The following is a 17,449-nucleotide window of genomic DNA, read 5'->3' as shown; positions in this document are numbered from 1 at the left end:
TTTTTATTTGTTTTTGCGTGGGGGGGCCCGGCGCCCCCCGCCCGGAATTTAGGGTGTTGATACAGGAGCGCACTCCCCCCCCCCGGGTCTTGTTTAACGCCGGGGGGGGGGTTTTAATTGCTAAATACACGCCAAATTGGGCCTAAAGCGGGTTTATTGTCCCGTTTATTTCCCTTTTCCCCCCCCGACCCCGTCACTCCGATGCCACCTTCCTCCCACGTCCGCCCGGTTGCCGATGGCGCAACTCTCTCCGCCAGACTCGACGAGCTCGTAGCGTCGTTCGACATCTCGCATCTCAGCCCCGATCCCCTCGAGGCCGTCCGCGACTTCGACGACCCGCTTGATCAGGAGACGGCCGGACTCATCGCGGCGGCTTTCGCCTACGGCCGCGCCGACATCGCGCTTCGCAACGTCCGCGGCATTCTCGGAAGGATGTCGCCCGGGCCGTATCTCTTTCTCGCAAACGGCCTTTCCCCGCGCGTCGCCGGCCGGATCTTCCGCGGCTTTTCGCATCGCTTCCACAAGACCGCGGATCTGGTGGCGCTCCTCACCCGGGTCTCTCTCGCGATCCGTTCGAGCGGCTCTCTCGGGGCTCGCTTCCGCGAAGGTTTCGATCCTTTCGAACCCGATGTCTCCGGCTCGCTCTCGCGCTTCGTGCAGTCGATTCTCGCCGAACGGTCCAATCCCCCGAGGTCGCTCCGTTATCTCCTCAGCGATCCCCGCGACGGGAGCGCATGCAAGCGGATGAACCTCTATCTCCGGTGGATGGTCCGGCGCGAAGAGCCGGATCTCGGGCTCTGGACCTTCGTCGATCCCGCGAAGCTTCTGATGCCGGTCGATACCCACGTCCATCGCATCGCGACGTTTCTCGGGCTGATCGATCGGAAGAGCGCCGATCTGGAAACGGCCCGCCAGCTCACCTCGAAGTTCTCCGCCATGAGCCCCGATGATCCCGTCCGCTACGATTTCGCGATCTGCCGGATGGGAGTCCTCGCAATGTGCTCCCGCGAGAAAAAGGCGGAGCAATGCCGCCGGTGCCTGCTCCTCGACGTCTGCCGCTTTCCCGCGCCTGACGCCACTTGAGTATGGGAATATGGGCGCTATATACCCATATTTATATCATACGATGCCGAAGAAGACGACTGTCGAAATTCGCGAGCCCCTCCTGGACGCTGCCAGGGATCTCGCTATGCGTGAGAGGATCTCACTCCGCGCCCTCATCGAAGAAGGTCTGGAGCTCGCCATCGAGCGGCGAACCGAGCGGGGCACCTTCACACTCCGCGACGAATCCTTCGGCGGTAACGGCGTTCAGCCCGGCATCCGGGAAGGCGACTGGAGCGAGATCCGCCGGATGATCTATGAGGGTCGCGGGGAGTGATCGGCGTCGACACGAACATTCTCGTCTACGCGCACCGAGCCGACTCCCCATGGCATCAGCCCGCTTCAGCGATGATCGCGAGTCTGGCGGAAGGATCCGAGAACTGGGCGATTCCCTGGCCCGTGGTTCACGAGTTCCTGGCCATCGTCACACATCCCCGCATCTACGATCCGCCGACTCCGACCGACCGGGCAATCTCCCAGCTGGAGGCGTGGATGGAGGCCCCTCGGATTCGACTCATCGGTGAAGACTCTGGGTACTGGCCGCATCTTCGTGACGTCGTGGCAGGAGCGCGGATCGCGGGGCCGGCCATTCATGACGCTCGCATTGCCGCGATCTGCATCCGCTGGAACCTTCGCGAGCTCTGGACGGCGGATCGGGACTTCTCGCGATTTCGCGATCTCAAGGTGAGAAATCCCCTGGTCGACTCCGTCCAGGACTCTCGCTGATATCTTCTCCGTTCGATGTCCTCACTCGATGATCTCGCCCGCTACCACGCGGCGCTCCGCTCGATCGATCCCGGCAACACCAATGATCAGCTCCTCTCGCTTACCGCCGCGAGCCAGTATCGTTTTCTGCACGATCTCACGCTCAGGCTCGTTCCGGCCGGATCGCGCGTTCTCGACTGGGGCTGCGGCCGCGGACACTTTTCGTACTGGCTCCTCCGCGCCGGATACAGGGTCACGGCGTACTCGCTCGAGGACCCTCCCGAGATCTTCGCCTCACTCGAGCCGAATCTTGCTTCACGTCTCGAATTCGTACGAGGAAGCCTCGATTCTCCCACCGATCTCCCGTTCGAGAGCGAGTCGTTCGACGCCGTCTTCAGCGTCGGGGTTCTCGAGCACGTGCGTGAAACGGGCGGGAACGAGCCGGATGCCCTTCTCGAGATCCGGCGGATTCTTCGATCCGGCGGGCTCTTCATCGCCTGCCATTTTCCCAACCGGATGAGTCTCAACGAAGCGGTCAGTCGACTCCTTCATCGCGAGCCGGACGAAGAGGGGGAGTTTCACTATCACCGGCATCGCTACACACGTGAGGACATACGGCGACTCGTGGCGAACGCCGGTCTCGACCTGCTCGAGACCCATCGCCATGGTTTCCTTCCGAGAAATTCGTGGAACCGCCTGCCTCGGAGCTTTCACCGGTCGAAGTCGCTGACTCGGATCGTCGACAGCGCCGATGCTGTCCTCACCCGTCTTTTCACTCCGCTGGCCCAGAATCATTGGTTCATGGCCAGGAAACGATGAAGCGGCTCGAGCTCGCCGTTCATCCGCCGATCATCTTTATGGCATGCGCAACGATCATGATCCTCGCAGAACGTTTCATGCCCGGTCTTGCGATCGGGATTCCGTTCCGTCATCACATTGCGGCTGCGCTGGCTCTCGTGGCAATCGCCGTCGCCTCCCTCGCTCTTCTCCAGTTCACGAGGTCCCGGACGACGATCGATCCGAGACGTCCGGAGGAGGCCTCGTTGCTCGTCGTCGGCGGAATCTACCGGTTGAGCAGAAACCCGATGTACCTCGCTCTTCTGATCGCGCTCACGGCGTTGGCCGTCTTGCTCGACAACTGGATCAGCCTCGCGATCGTGCCGCTGTTGCCGGTCTGGCTCACCCGCTTTCAGATCGTGCCGGAGGAGCGGATTCTTTCATCCCGATTCGGCGCCGAATTCGAGAAGTATCGAGCCCGGACCCGACGATGGCTGTGAGACTCGCAAAGGAGCCAGCAGGGAGCCTTGCCGCCGGGTTACCGGTGGGAGATTCCGGGGAACCCATACGGCTAGAATCACTTTCGTGGACACGACGCCCGATCCAGCTGCCGTCCCGCAACCCGCCCTCGAGCTTCCCGAGGAGTCGAGCGCTCCGCTGACCGATCCGATCGCTCCGATCTCGCTCACCGAGCGGGTTCTGACGATCGACGTCCTTCGCGGACTCGCGCTTTTCGGCATACTCGCCGCGAACATGCGCGGATTCGCCGCTCCCGCCGTCGTCTACTTCGACCCGCGCCGCTTCTGGACGGCAATGCCGGACCGGCTGGCGCAGGCGTTCATCGATACGTTCATCCAGGGGAAATTCATCACGATTTTCGCTCTCCTCTTCGGAATCGGCTTCGCGGTTCAGCTCGAGCGGAGCCGAGCCCGCGGCGCGCGGTTCGGCGGCCGCTACATTCGACGGCTGCTGATCCTCATCGGCTTCGGGCTCGTTCACGGGCTCTTCATCTGGTGGGGCGACATCCTGGTTCCCTACGCGCTGACGGGCCTCTTTCTTCTCTTCTTTCGGAACGCGAAGGACCGGACGATTTTCTTCTGGGCCGTGCCGCTCTACTTCGTGCCGCTCCTCATCACCCTGCTCGGCGGGATCTTCATCATCGCAACCGGGTTCGAGGTCCCCGATCCCGCGGGCGACCCCGAAGTCATCGCCCAGGCCATGAATGCCTATGCCCTCGGAAGCCTCGGTGAGATCCAGGCGCAGCGCGTCAGTGAGGTCTTCGGGCAGAACTGGAACTACCTGCCGATCCTTTTCTCACAGTTGCTCGCACTGTTTCTCGCTGGTATGTGGACATGGAGAAAGCGGCTGCTCACACCGCCTCCGGAAAAGCTCGGACGCTACCGGACCGTCATGATCTGGTGTCTCGTGCTCGGCGTTGCGGGAAACGTCGCGGCCACGCTGATCCGATGGTTCGATCCCGCCCCTCCCTTTCCTCCATCGCCACTCGGTCTCGTCGCGTTCGTAATCCAGTACTTCAGCGTTCCCCTTCTCAGCGCGGGTTACATCATTGCGATCATCCTTCTCTGCCAGTCCCGGGTCTGGCGGCGTCGTTTCGCGTCCGGAGCGGCAATCGGCAGGACCGCGCTGAGCAACTACATCGGTCAGGCGGTCATCGGCACGGCGATCTTCTACAGCTGGGGCCTCGGGCTTTACGGAACGCTCGGACCCGCTTGGTTTCTCCCGATGACGATCGCCATCTTTGCGCTCGAAGCGTGGCTGAGCTCGCTGTGGTTGCGGCGGTTCCGATTCGGACCTCTCGAGTGGATCTGGCGCTCGCTCACCTATATGCGTTTCCAGCCGATGGTGAGAAAAGAAGAGTGAAGAGTGAAAGAGAGGCACCGGCACCGTCGACTCACGAGCTTCGTTCTTTGCACGCGACGCCTTCCAGCGCTTCGCTTGGCCTGATGTCCCAACCTGAGAGGTCCCTCGCTTGCCCGCCCGACCGCCCGCTCGGGATGACGTCAGGTGAGTATGCGCGAGCGGTCCGGGCCCGGCGAAGCGCGGGCGAAGAAATCTGGGCGGGGTGAGTCTCTCTTTTTCACTCTTCACTCTTCACTCTTCACTCTTTTTTTCACCCTTCACCCTTCACTCTTCACTCTTTTCTTATAGGCTTTGTCCATGCGAAACGTGATCGTCGTCCCACTCGTTCTGATGGTTGCCGGGCTCGCCGCGGTTGAGCTCAACGCCGCGCCCCGTCCCGAAATCGATGCCCAGATTGAAGCGCTCGCGCAGCAATGCATCGCGCTCCGCCGCACATTTCATCAGTACCCCGAGCTCTCCAACCGCGAGGTCGAAACATCCAGGCGGATCGCAGATCAGCTCCGACACATCGGCATCCCGATCGAGACCGGCATCGCGCGCACCGGAATCGTCGGAGACATTCGAGGCGGACTGCCGGGACCAACCGTCGCGGTCCGCGCCGACATCGATGCTCTTCCGATCGAGGAGACGATCGACGTTCCGTACAAGTCGCGTAATCCGGGCGTGAAGCACGCGTGCGGACACGACTCGCACATCGCGATCGGGCTGACCGTGGCGGAGGTCCTCTGGAAGAACCGGGAGACGCTCCCGGGACGGGTGATCATGATCTTCCAGCCCGCCGAGGAGGGGCCGCCGCCGGGCGAGAAGGGAGGGGCGCCGCTGATGCTCGAGGAGGGGATCTTCGAAAAGTATGAGCCGGAAGCGATCTTCGCGCTCCACGCGTGGCCGGCGCTCAAAGCCGGAACCGTCGGCGTTCGGCCGGGACCATTCTTCGCCTCGTCGGACACCTTCTCGATCCGCGTCGAAGGAAAGCAGAGCCACGGCGCGCAGCCGCATCTCGGCGTCGACCCGATCGTCGCGTCCGCGCAGATCGTCACGGCGCTCCAGACGATCGATGCCCGCCGCGTCGATCCCACCGAGCCGGTCGTCGTCTCGATCGGGATCATTCGGGGCGGAACGCGCTTCAACGTCATTCCGCCGCTCGTGGAAATGGAGGGAACCCTCCGGACGCTGTCACCGGCGGTGCGCGACCTCGCCCGCGACTCGATCCATCAGATCGTGGAGGACACTGCGAAAGCCGTCGGAGCATCGGCCTCGGTGTCGTTCGCGGACTCTTCGAATCCCCCAACGGTGAACGATCCGGAGCTCTCGGAGATGGCAATCGCCTCGCTCCGTTCGACACTCGGCAGCGAGAACGTCGTCATGGCCGGCCAGCAGATGGTGGCCGAGGACTTTGCGCACTTTGCCGAGGCAATTCCGGGGTTCTATTACGTGCTGGGCGTCGGCAATCCGGAACGAGGCATCACGGCGAACCTGCACACCGCGGAGTTCGACATCGATGAGAGCGCGCTGACCGTCGGCGCAAAGGCAATGACGAACCTCGTCCTCGATTACCTCGAAGCGGGAAGCTGAGCGCCGAGCATCTCCGACATCGGAAGTCTGGGGAACAGCCACTGCGTGCGCGAGGGCGCCGCGCGCTCGATCTCGCGACGCATGTAGGAGATCTTGACGTCCCGGTTCGGGTCGTCGATCAGCCTGAGAAGGCTCTTCCTGCTGAATACGATCTCCCTCAGCTTCCATCCGTCCATCGAATCGGAAACATGGTAGCGGACCACTCCTCGATCCGACTCTTCGGAGAGGATGATCTCTTCCGGCAGAAAGGAGAGGATTTCCCTGGCGACCTCGATCTCCGGTTTCACTGCCGCCATTCCGATCACCACGTCCACGCTTCCCCCCTCGATTCGCTCGGCTGCACTGGAACTCGCTTCCCGGATCATCACATTGCTCCCCTTTCGGATTTCTCGCCGTCGGACGTTGGTGCTACCAATAGAGACGCATGGCGGCAGCGAAGGTTGCAATGTTTGCCGGTCCCGGCGGTCAGGAGATCGTGAACATGCTGGAAGGTTGGAGGTTGGAGGTTTGAGGTTGTGGACGATGTGGACGTCGTGGACGATGTGGACGTCGTGGACTGAGAGACGAAACAGAACCTCACGACGTCGTCACTCGCGACCGTCCGAGCCCTTTCGACCTCCAACCTCCAACCTCCAACCTGCTTCTACACGTTCTCGTAGAAGTCGAGGTACTTCGGGACGATTCGGTCGACGTGGAAAGTCGTGATCGCGTGATCGCGCGCTGCCCGGCCCATCTTTTTCCGTTTCTCCGGGTCGGCGAGAATCGAGATCGCCCGCTCCGCGAGCTCCTTCGTATCGCCGACCTCCACCAGATAGCCGACCTCTCCCTCGATGATCACCTCGGGGAGCCCTCCGGTCCGGGTCGCGACGACCGGAACCTCCGAGGCCAGCGCCTCGAGAGCCGCCATGCCGAACGACTCGGTCTCCGAGGGAAGGAGAAAAACGTCGCACCCCCCGATGAGCTCTTCGATGTTGGGGACATTCCCGAGAAAGATCACGTGGTCGCCAAGGCCATGCTCGCGTGCAAATGATTCAGCACGGGAGCGGTCGGGACCATCCCCGATCATGAGCAGTCGCGAAGGAACCCGCTTCAGGATGATCTCGAAAGCCTCGAGGATGTCGAGGACGCGTTTGACGGGACGGAAGTTCGAAGCGTGGCCGATCAGCCGCTCCCCCTCGGTAATCCAGCTGCGGACGGCGCAGTCGCCTCCATTCTGAAAACGCTTCGGGTCCACGAAGTTCGGGATCACCGCGATCTCCTTCCTGATATCGAAATACGCGTTCGTCTCATCGCGGAGCCAGTTCGACACGGCCGTGACTCCGTCGGAGGCGTTGATCCCGAATTCAGTGATCGGGAGGTAGCTCGCGTCTCGTCCGACCAGCGTGATGTCGGTCCCGTGCAGCGTCGTCACCAGCTTGAGATCGTCGTTTCCGAGAATCTGCTTGGCGAGAAAGCCGCTGATCGCGTGAGGAATCGCGTAGTGAACATGGAGAACGTCGAGTCCCTCGTAGCGGGCGACCTCCGCCATTTTCGTGGCAAGCGCCAGCGTATACGGCGGGTAGCTGTCGAACAGCGGATACGGCGTCACCGTGACCTCGTGAAATCGCACATGTTCGTGAAGCACGCTCAGGCGCGACGGCCACGCATAGCTGATGAAGTGGACCTCGTGCCCGAGGTCCCCGAGGGCGATGCCGAGCTCGGTGGCGACGACACCCGAACCCCCGTAGGTGGGATAGCAGGTGATTCCGACTTTCAATGGATTTCCCTTCCCGCGTAGGCCGCGGCGATGTCTTCGATCATCGGCGGTTGCCGCGTGAGGAATCCCTCCCCCTTGTCGCGCCCGATCAGAGCACCGAAGTGCCGCGCCCGCGCCTCGATCATCTCGATGAACGGTTTCCTCGAGATGAACGTCTCCGGCTCTTTCGAGTCCGCCTTCCAGAACTGCGACTCATAGCAGCGGACCGCCTTCATCCGATCCTCCCAGACGTCGGTGACGTCGACGACGAAGCTCGGATGCTGAATGTAGTTCTGCTGGTAGTAAACGACGGCGTCCGCCCGGTGGGACGGAAGATGCGGCATCCGCTTTTCCAGCCCGGCGTAGAACCAGGCGTCGGTGATCAGCCGTCCCGCCCGCACGTGATCCGGATGGCGTTCATCCGGCCATGGCCCGATGATGATTCGAGGTCTGCACGCGCGGATGATCTCGATCAGCCGGTCCTCTTCCTCGGGGCCGGTGCGCATCCCGCCGTCCCCGAAGTCGACGCGCTCGCGGAACGTGGCTCCGAGGACTTCGGCGGAAGCGAGGCTCTCCTTCAGTCGGGTCTCGACGTCGCCTCGTGTCCCCATCTCGCCCCGCGTCAGGTCGACGATGCCGGCCCGGCCGCCCGATCGCACCGTTTTCAGGATGGTTCCCCCGCAGGCGAGCTCGATGTCGTCGGCGTGCGCGCCGAAAACGAGAAGGTCGACTTTCGCGAGCTCGCTCATGACGCATCTCCTCCGATTGGAATCACTTTGAAGGTCGATTTCTGCGGAGCGAGGCGCCCCTCGAAGGCAGAGAGGAGGTCGGTGTGTGAATACCACTGATAGCTGAGCCAGCTCATGATCCGATCCTGTGGAACGCCTCGCGGCATCAGGGTGTCGTGAAGACGTTCGAAAGCCGCGAACCGCTCCGCGTGGCGCCGCGCGATCGCACGGGTTCCGCGGCGCCGGGCCTGATCGAGATGGTACTCGATGCTCTTCCGCGATCTTTCGAATGGCCGCTTCATGGTGGAGTCGACGTTTCCGATCGCTTCGGCGAGCGCGCCGAACCTCGAGGAAAGCGATTCCCTGAGCGCAGCGAGCTCCTCCTCGAGGGTCGCCCTCAGCGGCTGCTCCCGCTCCATGATGGTCGTGTCGGGGTCGAAGAACATCTCGTAGGGCTCGAGCCCGTACTCGAACGCCGCGCGCAGCTCCTTCGCCGGCGCGACGAACGCATGGCCTCGCAGCATCACTCGCGGCCTGTGGATTCCGAGATACTCGTGAACCCCTCGAAGCTGCGCGTAATACGCGACCTCCGCCGGCCCTCCGATGAAAGCCCACGGTGTGAAGGCGGCGTCCTGAAGAAGAGGACGTGCGAGCGCCGCCGTCGAGATTCGCTCGGGCGACACGTCGGCTTCCTCGGGAAACGGCCGGCGGACCATCCTCTCGTCGAGCTCGTAGAGGAGCGGTATCTCTTCGTCGCCCGATCTCGCTTCGACCTGAGGGCGATAACCTGCCGCTGCGAGTGCCCGCGAGGTTTCGTCCATCCTCGCGAGGATCGCCTGCCGCTCTTCCTGGATACGGCTGAGAAAGCCTCCCGCTTCGCTGCGGAGATCGGGGAGCAGCGAGTCGACCAGAATCAGTTTGCCGGGAACGGTCGAGGCGATCAGCCGTGCGAACGATTCCCCGAAGGTGATCCCCTCCGCGAGCCAGTGCGGCCTCTTCGCTCCGGTTGCCTCGAGAAATGCCTCGACGAGATCCCGCGGAATCGGGAGAGGCCCGACGCAGAAGCGTTCGCCGGGGTGCTCGGCCGACTTCACCAGCACCGTCTCGCGGCCGATCCTGAGCTCCGCCCGGGCGACCTCGTCGAAATCATGGTCCTCGGTGGCGATCCAGAAGACGGGAATGGCGTCGATTCCCTTCTCGGAAAGGGATCGTTGAAGGTCGAGCAGGGATGCGATCTTCGCGAGCGTATAGAGAGGACCGCCTGCAAAGCCGGCCTGCTGTCCCGCGACGATCGTGACCGCGCCGGCCCTCCATCGACTCACCAGCGTCGCGGCATCGTTGCCGACCTGGTGGTTGTAGCGAACCAGCGCCGCCGCCAGATCTGGCGAAGGGCGGCGGAAGTCCTCGTCGGCCGAGTCGAAGAACTTCCGCGCCTTCGATTCCCCTCGCACGAGGTCCAGAGCGAGCGGATTGAAGCCCGGATAGTCCTCCAGAGGCAGCTCCAGCGTCTCGACAGCGGACTTTTTCTTGCTCATCCACGCCTTCCGATCAGAACGAGCCGCGGACTCTCCGGCGTCCAGTCGCAACTCTCGAAATCCCCGCAGACCGCCTCGATGACCAGACCGGCATCCTCGAAGAGCTTCCGGATCTCCTCCGGCTCGTAGGCGCGTACACGCTCGAGAAATGACCGGTTCCCGATGAAGATCCTCTTGTTGAACGTACGCGAGCCGGTATCGAACCACCGCTCGATTCGAACCTCTCGGTCCCCGACGATCTGCTCCTCGTGGGAAACGAGTCGCTCGCGCTCGAGCGGAACGTTCATGTAGTCGAAAAGAAAGGGGGCGCCCGGACGAAGAACCCGGGCCATCTCACGGACGACGTCTTCGTTGTCCTCATCGTCCTCGAAGTAGCCGAAGCTCGTGAAGAAATTGACCAGACCCGCGACCGTGCCAATCCCCAGCGGCAGCATTCTCATATCTGCGCGAACGAGGCTCGCACCGCTGTCCGACATCCGGGCCCGGGCGAGAAGATAGGGGGAAAGGTCGAGACCGAGGACGTCGTAACCAAGTGCTTCGAGCTCCCGCTGGTGGCGTCCCGAACCGCAGGCGAGATCGAGCAGCAGGCCATCGATCCGGTCGAATCGCTCATGGACGAAGCGGGCATGCATTCGTGCTTCGTCTTCGCCTCGATGAGCATAAAGCTCGAGATAGTCCTCGCCGAACCACTCCTGATACCAGGTCAAGCTTCGTCACTCACTCTCGAAGCAGCTCGCCCAGACGCTGGCTCTGCATTTTCGCCGTCTGGAGCGCGCTCTCGAGCCGTCCGATGAGCTCCTCGGTTTGCTGACGAATTGCCTGGAGCTCCTCCCGTTGAGGGCCCGACGCTTCCGGGGACACCGACGCGGCTTCGAACGGCGCCGGCACTGGTTCCGGCGAGGCGTTCGCCGGCGAGCTCTCGGCCGACGCCTGCATCGCGGTCGCGTGATCCTCCTCCGAGAGCTTGTAGTCGACATTGTTCTTCAGGTTCTCGAGAATCTTCGCAACGGCCTTCCGCAGCGTCTCGCTGACGCCCTGCCCCTGAAGTGCCGATGCCTCGACCACGGGATGATCGCCGACGCCGAGATAGGCTTTCATCTCGTCCGGAGAAGAAACCTCGGAAAGATCTCTCTTGTTGAGCTGAAAGACGAGAGCGATCTTTTCCGGGTCGAGCCGGTTGATCCGCAGATTCTCGTAGAGGTTGTCGAGACTCTGGATGTTCGAGTCTTTCATCGACTTCTGCGAATCGGCGACGAAGACGACGCCGTCCGCGCCCCGAAGGACGAGCTTTCGCGTCGCGTCGTAGAAGACCTGGCCGGGCACCGTGTAGAGGGTGACCTTGATCTTCTGTCCCCCGACGGTGCCGAGGTCCATCGGCATGAAGTCGAAGAAGAGGGTGCGATCGGTCTCGGTCGCCATCGAGATCATCTTCCCCTTGTTCCCGATCTTGTCGTTGCCGTAAATCTTCTCGAGATTGGTCGTCTTTCCGCACAGACCGGGCCCGTAATAGACGAGCTTGACCGTGATCTCGTTGGTCGCCTTGTTGACGAGTACCATCCACGCCCTCCTGAGGCGGAAGCTTACCAGCTTGGCCGCCGCGGAGGGCGAGACCCTTGCCCGGCTGTTACACTCCGCATCCGCATGGCGGTTCATCAGCGAATCGACGACACATTCATCAGCGATCCACCGAGGACGCTCACGCTCGACGAGTTCGAGTTCGCGAGCGGCGAGCGGATCTCGCCCTTTCAGATCGTCTACGAGACCTACGGCGCGCTGGCCGAAGACCGGTCGAATGCGATCCTCGTCTGCCACGCGCTCTCACCGAGTGCGCACGCCGCGGGTGTCTACTCCAGCGATGACGAGCGGCCGGGTTGGTGGGACGGGATGATCGGGTACGACAAGCCGATCGATCTGGAGCGCTGGTTCGTGATCTGCGTGAACTTTCCCGGATCCTGCTGGGGAACCACGGGACCCTCGTCGATCGACCCGACGACCGGAAAACCGTACGGCTCGAGCTACCCCTGGATCTCGATCGACGACATGGTCCGCGCCGAACGTCTTGTCGTGGAACATCTCGGAATCAACCGTCTCCATGCCGTCGTGGGAGGATCGCTCGGCGGGATGCAGGTGCTCATGTGGGCGGCGCTTCACCCCGAGATGATCAGGCGAATCGTCGCGATGGCGGCGGCCGCGGCGGTTCCGGTCGAGGGAATCGGATGGCACGTGATCGGTCGGAAGATCATCGAGGCCGATGAGGATTTCAACGGCGGCGACTACTACGACAACCCCGCCCCGCTGAGGGGACTCGAGGTCGCCCGCATGGTCGGCCACATGACCTATCTCTCGCTCGAGGCGCTCGAAGAGAAATTCGGCCGCAGACGACGGCATGGAACGCGACAATTCGAGATCGACTCCTACTTCGAGCACCAGGGACGGAAGTTCGCCGATTCCTATGATGCCAACTCCTACATCCGGGTTCAGGCGGCCATGGACGAGATGGATCTCGAGGAACAGTACGGGTCGCTCCAGGACGCCTTTCGAAACTGGACCGGGCCTTCGCTTCTGATTTCATTCACGACCGACTGGCTTTTTCCGCCGGATGAAGTCGCGAAAGTTCACGAGGCCCTCGTGTCGCTGGGAAGGCCCGCCCAGCTTCTCGAGATCGACACTCCTCGAGGTCACGACGCCTTTCTCATCGACTTCGATCTGACCGGTGGCCCGACGCGCGACTTTCTGGAGGCCTCCGATGAATGAGTCGCTGACTCGCATCGCAGCGTGGCTGGAGGCTCATCCTGCGCTGGCGACGCTCCTCGGAACCTCGAGTCTGCTGCTCGCCGCGGCTCTCAGTTACTTCGTCGTCCGGAGGTACCTGACCCGCGCCGTGACCAGCATGGTCCGGAACTCTCGATTCAGCTGGGACGACGTGCTCCTCCAGCCGAAGGTCCTGCGGCGTGCGGCAGCTCTGATGCCGCTGGTCGTTCTGCACTTCGGACTGCCGTTGCTTCCGGGCATCGACCCGGAGGCCATCGACCGTCTGCTCAACGTCATGCTGGCGGCGATGGTCTTCGTCGTGGTCATGCTGATCAGCGCGATCCTGACCGCCACCAACGAGGTCTACTCGTCGTATCCGGTGTCACGAGGGCGGCCAATCAAAGGTTACCTTCAGATCGCCAAGATCTTTCTCTTCATCATGGCAGTCGTGTTCGCGATTGCGCTGGTGCTCGATCGCTCGCCGCTCTATCTGCTCACCGGAATCGGAGCGATGACGGCGGTCGTTCTTCTGATCTTCCGCGACACGATCCTTTCACTGGTCGCCAGCATCCAGATCGCATCGAACGACATGGTCCGGATCGGCGACTGGATCGAGATGCCGAAGTACGGCGCGGATGGCGACGTCATCGACATCGCGCTCCACACGGTCAAGGTTCAGAACTGGGACAAGACGATCACGACGATCCCGACTTACAAGCTGATCGACGAGTCGTTCCGCAACTGGCGCGGCATGCAGGAGTCGGGCGGCCGGCGGATCAAGCGTCCGATCCACATCGACATGCGCTCGATCCGGTTCCTCGATCAGGCCGAGATCGAGCGATTCGAACGCTTCGTCCTCCTGCGCGACTACATCGCAGGAAAGCGATCGGAGCTCGAGGAGTACAATAAAAAGGTCCTGACCGAGTCCGATCTCGTCGCCAATGCGCGGCGCCTCACGAATGTCGGCACTTTCCGCGCGTATGTCGTCAAGTATCTTCAGCAGCGTCCCGACGTTCATTCCGCGATGACCTTTCTGGTCCGGCATCTCGAGCCGGGCTCCGATGGTCTGCCTCTCGAGATCTACGTCTTCACGAAGACCACCGCGTGGGCGGAGTACGAAGCGATCCAGGCGGACGTCTTCGATCACCTTCTCGCGATCCTGCCCGAATTCGGCCTCCGCGTTTTCCAGAATCCGACGGGTCACGATTTCGAGAGGATGAGAGAAGCAGGGATTAGGGATCAGGGATCAGGGGGCAGGAACCAGGAAGCAGGAACCAGAAATTTTAGAATGTGAAAACGTGGGAGATGGATCACTCGTCATCCTGAGCAATTGACCGGCGCGTTGCGCCGGTGAAGCGGGAATGAAAACCGGATCCCGCAAAACTCCGCACCCCATACTCAAACCGACGTCGTCCCGAGCGGGCGGTCGGGTGGGCAAGCGAGGGACCTTGCAGGTTGGGACATCAGCCCAAGCGAAGCGCCGCAAAAGGGTCAAAGTCCAAAAAATTTCGTGGCCGTTTCATTAGGAGCCGCCGGAGGACGGCGAAGGATCTGGCGGCAGGCTCGTGAATCAGGGTTTCGCCATCGCTGAGAGTTGATTCATGATCCCTGATTCCTGACTCCTGATTCCTGATTCCTGCTTCTAAACAGGCGTCGTACGCTCGATCTCCTCACCGATTCTGAGCGCGAGCTCGAGGGCGGCCATCCCATCCCGTCCGTCGACGAGCGGCTTCTCGCGCGAGCGCACGCAGTCGATGAACGCATCCAGCTCTGCCCTGAGCGGCTCCTTCCGCTCGACCTCGAGGTTGAGAACCTCGACCGTTTTCGAGTCCCCATCGCGCAGGAGCCTGTAACCGCGAGCGTCCTGGTCCTTCGTGTCGACCGACACATAGGAATCCTTGCCGAAGATTCTGAACTTCCTCATCTTGTCGTTGGCGACACGGCTGGCGACGAGGTTGGCGACCGCGCCTCCCTCCATTTCGAGCCGGACGTTCGCCATGTCGACTCTGTCGGTCAGAACCGGGATCCCGATCGCCCTGATCTCGACGACCGGCTTGCCGATGAGCGAATAGACGAGATGGATGTCGTGGATCATCAGATCGAGAAGGACGTCGATGTCGAGAGAGCGTGCCGAAAAAACGCCGATCCGCTGCGCTTCGACGTATCGGGGCTCGCTGACGGCGGGTGCGGCGGCAACGATCGCCGGGTTGTATCGCTCGACGTGACCGACCTGAATGAGCCGGCCGTTCGATTCGGCGATTCCGATCAGCTCGTTCGCCTCCTCGAGGCTTGCGGTGATCGGTTTTTCGATCATCACGTCGACGCCCGCCTCGAGCAGCTCGACCGAAACGCGGTGATGTTCGACCGTCGGAGTCGCGACGACGCATGCCTCGATCTCGGGGGCAATCGCCGCAACCGAATCGAATCGCTGCAGGCCGAACTTCTCCCCGATCTCCCCGGCGCGCCGATCATCCGGTTCGACGAACCCGACGAGCTCGACCTCCGGTATCTCCGTGAGAACGCGTGTATGAAGCCCTCCGAGGTAGCCGACTCCGACCACACCGGTCCGCACCCTTTCGGTCATCGTATGAATCCTCGCTTCGCGTCAGTCGCGAAATCTGCCAGATAGCGAGCCTCCTCGACGTCCGGAAGCTCCTGATGAATTTTGTCGACTCCTTCGCGAAGGGTCGCGCTCGTTCGAATGATGTTGTAGGCGCGTCGGATCGCCGCGATGACGTCCTTCGAGAAACCCTTTCTCTCGAGTCCGATCGTGTTCACGCCGTAAGTTTTGGGGGGCCGGGCTCCGACCGTCTTGACGAATGGAAGGACATCCTGGGTTGCGATCGTTCCACCGCCGGTAAACGCATACTTTCCGATCCTGCAGAACTGATGAATCATCGTGAATGCGCCGACGAGGGCATGGTCCTCGACCGTCACATGCCCAGCGAGCGTTCCCGCGTTCGCGAAGATCACATGATTCCCGATGAAACAGTCGTGAGCGATGTGAGCGTAAGCCATCAGAAAGTTCGAGTTGCCGACTCGGGTGAGGCCGCCCCCGTGCTCGGTCCCTCGGTTGATCGTGACGAACTCGCGGATGACGTTTTCATCGCCGATCTCGAGTCGAGTCGGCGCACCGCCGAACTTCAGATCCTGCGGGTCCGTACCGATCGAGCTCTGGCCGTAGATCCGGTTGCGCTTTCCGATAGTCGTGTTTCCCTGGATGCGGGTATGCGGTCCGATCTCCGTTCCTTCGCCGATGGCGACTCCGCTTCCGATGACGGAAAATGCCCCTACGACGACGTCGTCTGCGAGCGTCGCTCCCGAATCGACCCAGGCGGTCTGGTGAATGTCCGGCATCCGATCTACTCCGGTCTGTCGGCCATCACCGACATGATCTCCGCCTCGGCGACCACTGCGTCTCCGACCTTTGCTACACCGCTGTACTTGCACATGTTCGATCGGCGCTTCAACACGGTAAGCTCGAGGATCAGCTGGTCTCCCGGAACGACGGGCTTCCGGAACCGCGCCCGGTCGATGCCGCCGAAATAGAAGAGCTTGCTCCCTCTGTCCGGCATGTCCTTGAGAAACAACAGTGCGCCTACCTGTGCCATCGCCTCGACAATCAGAACGCCGGGCATCACCGGAGCACCGGGGAAATGTCCGGTGAAGTAGGGCTCGTTCGCCGTTACGTTTTTCAGCCCCACGATCCTCGTGTCCTGTTCCCATTCGACGATTCGGTCGACCAGGAGGAATGGATATCGGTGGGGGAGCAGCTTCAGGATGTCCTGAATGTTCAACGTCGGCTTGTCGGAAAACTCGGTCTTCTCAGTCACTTTCGCCTCCTCCCTCCAGCTTGCGGACTCTGTCGAACAGACTCGTGAGCCGCCACGTGAGCGCCTCCTTCCGCAGGTACTCCCGCAACGGTCTTGCCGGAGTCCCCGACAGCGTGATCGGGCCATCCACATCCCTGGTCACGACCGATACGGCGGCAACCTGAACGCGGGAGCCGATCTTCAGATGCCCGTAAGCGCCAGCCCGCCCGCCGAATGCACAGTAGTCGCCGATCTCGGTCGAGCCGGCGATTCCGACTTCCGCGGCGAGAAAGCAATGTTTCCCGATTTTCACGTTGTGCGCGATCATGACGAGGTTGTCGATCTTGGTTCCATCACCGACGACGGTATCTTCGAGAGCGCCCCGGTCGATGGTCGTATTCGCCCCGATCTCGACGTCGTTGCCGATGATGACGGCGCCGATCTGCGGAATCTTGTGATGCGTTCCCTTGTGGGTGACGAAACCGAAGCCGTCGGCACCGATGACGGCGCCCGAATGGATGACGCACTTCTGGCCGATCGTCACACCCGGATAGATCGTGACTCCGGGATGGAGGACCGATCCCGCGCCGACGGCACTTCCCCGTCCGACGCTGCACCGCTCATGAATGATCACGTCCTCGCCGATCACGGCATCCTCGCCGATCCGGACCCACGCTCCGATTCGTGCACCTCGCCCGATGTCCGCGGAGGCCGCCACCGACGCGAGATCGGAGCGACCCGTTGGTGCGTAATCGGTGACGAACCATTCCTGAAGAACCCGGGCAAGCGCGTACCCGGGCTCGTCGACTTTGATCCAGCGGGAGTCGTCCCCGTCGAGGCTCCGATCCACCA

18 protein-coding genes are annotated in these 17,449 nt (G+C 62.1%); 9 read left to right on the top strand and 9 right to left on the bottom strand.

The genetic code is table 11. The features are described from left to right. Positions 1-201: 201 nt before the first annotated feature. From KY459_13325 to KY459_13295, 7 genes are all read left to right on the top strand, one after another. Complete coding sequence (locus KY459_13325; protein ID MBW3565696.1) at positions 202-1,083, top strand: TIGR02757 family protein; 882 nt, start codon at positions 202-204, stop codon at positions 1,081-1,083. Positions 1,084-1,189: 106 nt separating this feature from the next. Continuing rightward, a complete protein-coding gene (locus KY459_13320) occupies positions 1,190-1,378 on the top strand; it encodes a hypothetical protein (protein MBW3565695.1) in 189 nt (62 codons plus the stop codon). After that, positions 1,375-1,827, top strand: coding sequence for a PIN domain-containing protein (locus KY459_13315; GenBank protein ID MBW3565694.1), 453 nt, complete (start codon positions 1,375-1,377; stop codon positions 1,825-1,827). The genes KY459_13320 and KY459_13315 overlap by 4 nt, the downstream gene beginning before the upstream one ends. 15 nt (positions 1,828-1,842) lie before the next feature. Continuing rightward, positions 1,843-2,625: a class I SAM-dependent methyltransferase gene (locus KY459_13310; GenBank protein ID MBW3565693.1), complete on the top strand. Its 783-nt coding sequence runs from the start codon at positions 1,843-1,845 to the stop codon at positions 2,623-2,625. Continuing rightward, complete coding sequence (locus KY459_13305) at positions 2,622-3,083, top strand: isoprenylcysteine carboxylmethyltransferase family protein (protein ID MBW3565692.1); 462 nt, start codon at positions 2,622-2,624, stop codon at positions 3,081-3,083. The genes KY459_13310 and KY459_13305 overlap by 4 nt, the downstream gene beginning before the upstream one ends. Before the next feature lie 85 nt (positions 3,084-3,168). After that, complete coding sequence (locus KY459_13300; protein ID MBW3565691.1) at positions 3,169-4,464, top strand: DUF418 domain-containing protein; 1,296 nt, start codon at positions 3,169-3,171, stop codon at positions 4,462-4,464. Positions 4,465-4,761: 297 nt separating this feature from the next. Further along, a complete protein-coding gene (locus KY459_13295; GenBank protein MBW3565690.1) occupies positions 4,762-6,036 on the top strand; it encodes an amidohydrolase in 1,275 nt (424 codons plus the stop codon). Here the strand turns inward: KY459_13295 and KY459_13290 are convergent. The 6 genes from KY459_13290 to KY459_13265 all read right to left on the bottom strand — a co-directional run bounded on the left by KY459_13290 (position 6,015) and on the right by KY459_13265 (position 11,591). Then, the gene (locus KY459_13290; GenBank protein MBW3565689.1) at positions 6,015-6,401 is read right to left on the bottom strand and encodes a hypothetical protein; all 387 of its coding nucleotides are present in this window, start codon (positions 6,399-6,401) and stop codon (positions 6,015-6,017) included. The two genes, KY459_13295 and KY459_13290, sit on opposite strands and share 22 nt — an antisense overlap. A 278-nt stretch (positions 6,402-6,679) precedes the next feature. Next, positions 6,680-7,792 (bottom strand): N-acetyl-alpha-D-glucosaminyl L-malate synthase BshA, encoded by a 1,113-nt coding sequence (gene bshA / locus KY459_13285; GenBank protein ID MBW3565688.1) that lies wholly within the window; start codon positions 7,790-7,792, stop codon positions 6,680-6,682. Next, positions 7,789-8,520: a bacillithiol biosynthesis deacetylase BshB1 gene (gene bshB1 / locus KY459_13280; protein ID MBW3565687.1), complete on the bottom strand. Its 732-nt coding sequence runs from the start codon at positions 8,518-8,520 to the stop codon at positions 7,789-7,791. The genes bshA and bshB1 overlap by 4 nt, the downstream gene beginning before the upstream one ends. Then, a complete protein-coding gene (locus KY459_13275; GenBank protein ID MBW3565686.1) occupies positions 8,517-10,034 on the bottom strand; it encodes a bacillithiol biosynthesis cysteine-adding enzyme BshC in 1,518 nt (505 codons plus the stop codon). Before KY459_13275 ends, bshB1 begins: the two co-directional genes overlap by 4 nt. Next, positions 10,031-10,741 carry a class I SAM-dependent methyltransferase gene (locus tag KY459_13270; GenBank protein ID MBW3565685.1) on the bottom strand — a complete coding sequence of 237 codons (711 nt, stop codon included), beginning with the start codon at positions 10,739-10,741 and terminating at the stop codon, positions 10,031-10,033. Before KY459_13270 ends, KY459_13275 begins: the two co-directional genes overlap by 4 nt. A 10-nt stretch (positions 10,742-10,751) precedes the next feature. Beyond that, on the bottom strand, positions 10,752-11,591 hold the full coding sequence (locus KY459_13265; GenBank protein ID MBW3565684.1) for a GTPase domain-containing protein: 840 nt from the start codon (positions 11,589-11,591) through the stop codon (positions 10,752-10,754). Positions 11,592-11,675: 84 nt separating this feature from the next. On the opposite strand from KY459_13265, the gene KY459_13260 reads away from it, so the two are divergent. Both KY459_13260 and KY459_13255 read left to right on the top strand, forming a co-directional pair. Beyond that, entirely contained in the window at positions 11,676-12,788 is a 1,113-nt protein-coding gene (locus KY459_13260; protein MBW3565683.1) for a homoserine O-acetyltransferase, read from the top strand. After that, entirely contained in the window at positions 12,781-14,079 is a 1,299-nt protein-coding gene (locus KY459_13255; protein MBW3565682.1) for a mechanosensitive ion channel family protein, read from the top strand. Before KY459_13260 ends, KY459_13255 begins: the two co-directional genes overlap by 8 nt. Before the next feature lie 348 nt (positions 14,080-14,427). Here the strand turns inward: KY459_13255 and KY459_13250 are convergent, their stop codons facing one another. Genes KY459_13250 through fabZ form a run of 3 tightly spaced genes read right to left on the bottom strand, consistent with a single transcriptional unit; the run spans position 14,428 to position 16,744 of the window. Then, the gene (locus KY459_13250; GenBank protein MBW3565681.1) at positions 14,428-15,369 is read right to left on the bottom strand and encodes a Gfo/Idh/MocA family oxidoreductase; all 942 of its coding nucleotides are present in this window, start codon (positions 15,367-15,369) and stop codon (positions 14,428-14,430) included. Continuing rightward, a complete protein-coding gene (lpxA, locus tag KY459_13245) occupies positions 15,366-16,142 on the bottom strand; it encodes an acyl-ACP--UDP-N-acetylglucosamine O-acyltransferase (GenBank protein ID MBW3565680.1) in 777 nt (258 codons plus the stop codon). The genes KY459_13250 and lpxA overlap by 4 nt, the downstream gene beginning before the upstream one ends. Before the next feature lie 5 nt (positions 16,143-16,147). Continuing rightward, positions 16,148-16,744: a 3-hydroxyacyl-ACP dehydratase FabZ gene (gene fabZ, locus KY459_13240; protein MBW3565679.1), complete on the bottom strand. Its 597-nt coding sequence runs from the start codon at positions 16,742-16,744 to the stop codon at positions 16,148-16,150. Positions 16,745-17,449 lie beyond the last annotated feature (705 nt).

It is taken from the genome of Acidobacteriota bacterium, from assembly GCA_019347945.1.
Lineage (GTDB): Bacteria > Acidobacteriota > Thermoanaerobaculia > Gp7-AA8 > JAHWKK01 > JAHWKK01.
The sequence above is the reverse complement of the archived record's forward strand: the minus strand, read 5'-3'. Positions and strand labels throughout refer to the sequence as shown.

Bases quoted from the DNA above. Each gene is read 5' to 3' on its own strand.
- KY459_13255 (MBW3565682.1), top strand. From the start codon at position 12,781: ATGAATGAGTCGCTGACTCGCATCGCAGCGTGGCTGGAGGCTCATCCT.
- KY459_13290 (MBW3565689.1), bottom strand. From the start codon at position 6,401: ATGATCCGGGAAGCGAGTTCCAGTGCAGCCGAGCGAATCGAGGGGGGA.
- KY459_13295 (MBW3565690.1), top strand. From the start codon at position 4,762: ATGCGAAACGTGATCGTCGTCCCACTCGTTCTGATGGTTGCCGGGCTC.
- fabZ (MBW3565679.1), bottom strand. From the start codon at position 16,744: ATGGCCCGATCACGCTGTCGGGGACTCCGGCAAGACCGTTGCGGGAGT.
- KY459_13260 (MBW3565683.1), top strand. From the start codon at position 11,676: ATGGCGGTTCATCAGCGAATCGACGACACATTCATCAGCGATCCACCG.
- KY459_13305 (MBW3565692.1), top strand. From the start codon at position 2,622: ATGAAGCGGCTCGAGCTCGCCGTTCATCCGCCGATCATCTTTATGGCA.
- bshB1 (MBW3565687.1), bottom strand. From the start codon at position 8,520: ATGAGCGAGCTCGCGAAAGTCGACCTTCTCGTTTTCGGCGCGCACGCC.
- KY459_13310 (MBW3565693.1), top strand. From the start codon at position 1,843: ATGTCCTCACTCGATGATCTCGCCCGCTACCACGCGGCGCTCCGCTCG.
- KY459_13275 (MBW3565686.1), bottom strand. From the start codon at position 10,034: ATGAGCAAGAAAAAGTCCGCTGTCGAGACGCTGGAGCTGCCTCTGGAG.
- KY459_13320 (MBW3565695.1), top strand. From the start codon at position 1,190: ATGCGTGAGAGGATCTCACTCCGCGCCCTCATCGAAGAAGGTCTGGAG.
- KY459_13265 (MBW3565684.1), bottom strand. From the start codon at position 11,591: ATGGTACTCGTCAACAAGGCGACCAACGAGATCACGGTCAAGCTCGTC.
- KY459_13325 (MBW3565696.1), top strand. From the start codon at position 202: ATGCCACCTTCCTCCCACGTCCGCCCGGTTGCCGATGGCGCAACTCTC.
- KY459_13250 (MBW3565681.1), bottom strand. From the start codon at position 15,369: ATGACCGAAAGGGTGCGGACCGGTGTGGTCGGAGTCGGCTACCTCGGA.
- lpxA (MBW3565680.1), bottom strand. From the start codon at position 16,142: ATGCCGGACATTCACCAGACCGCCTGGGTCGATTCGGGAGCGACGCTC.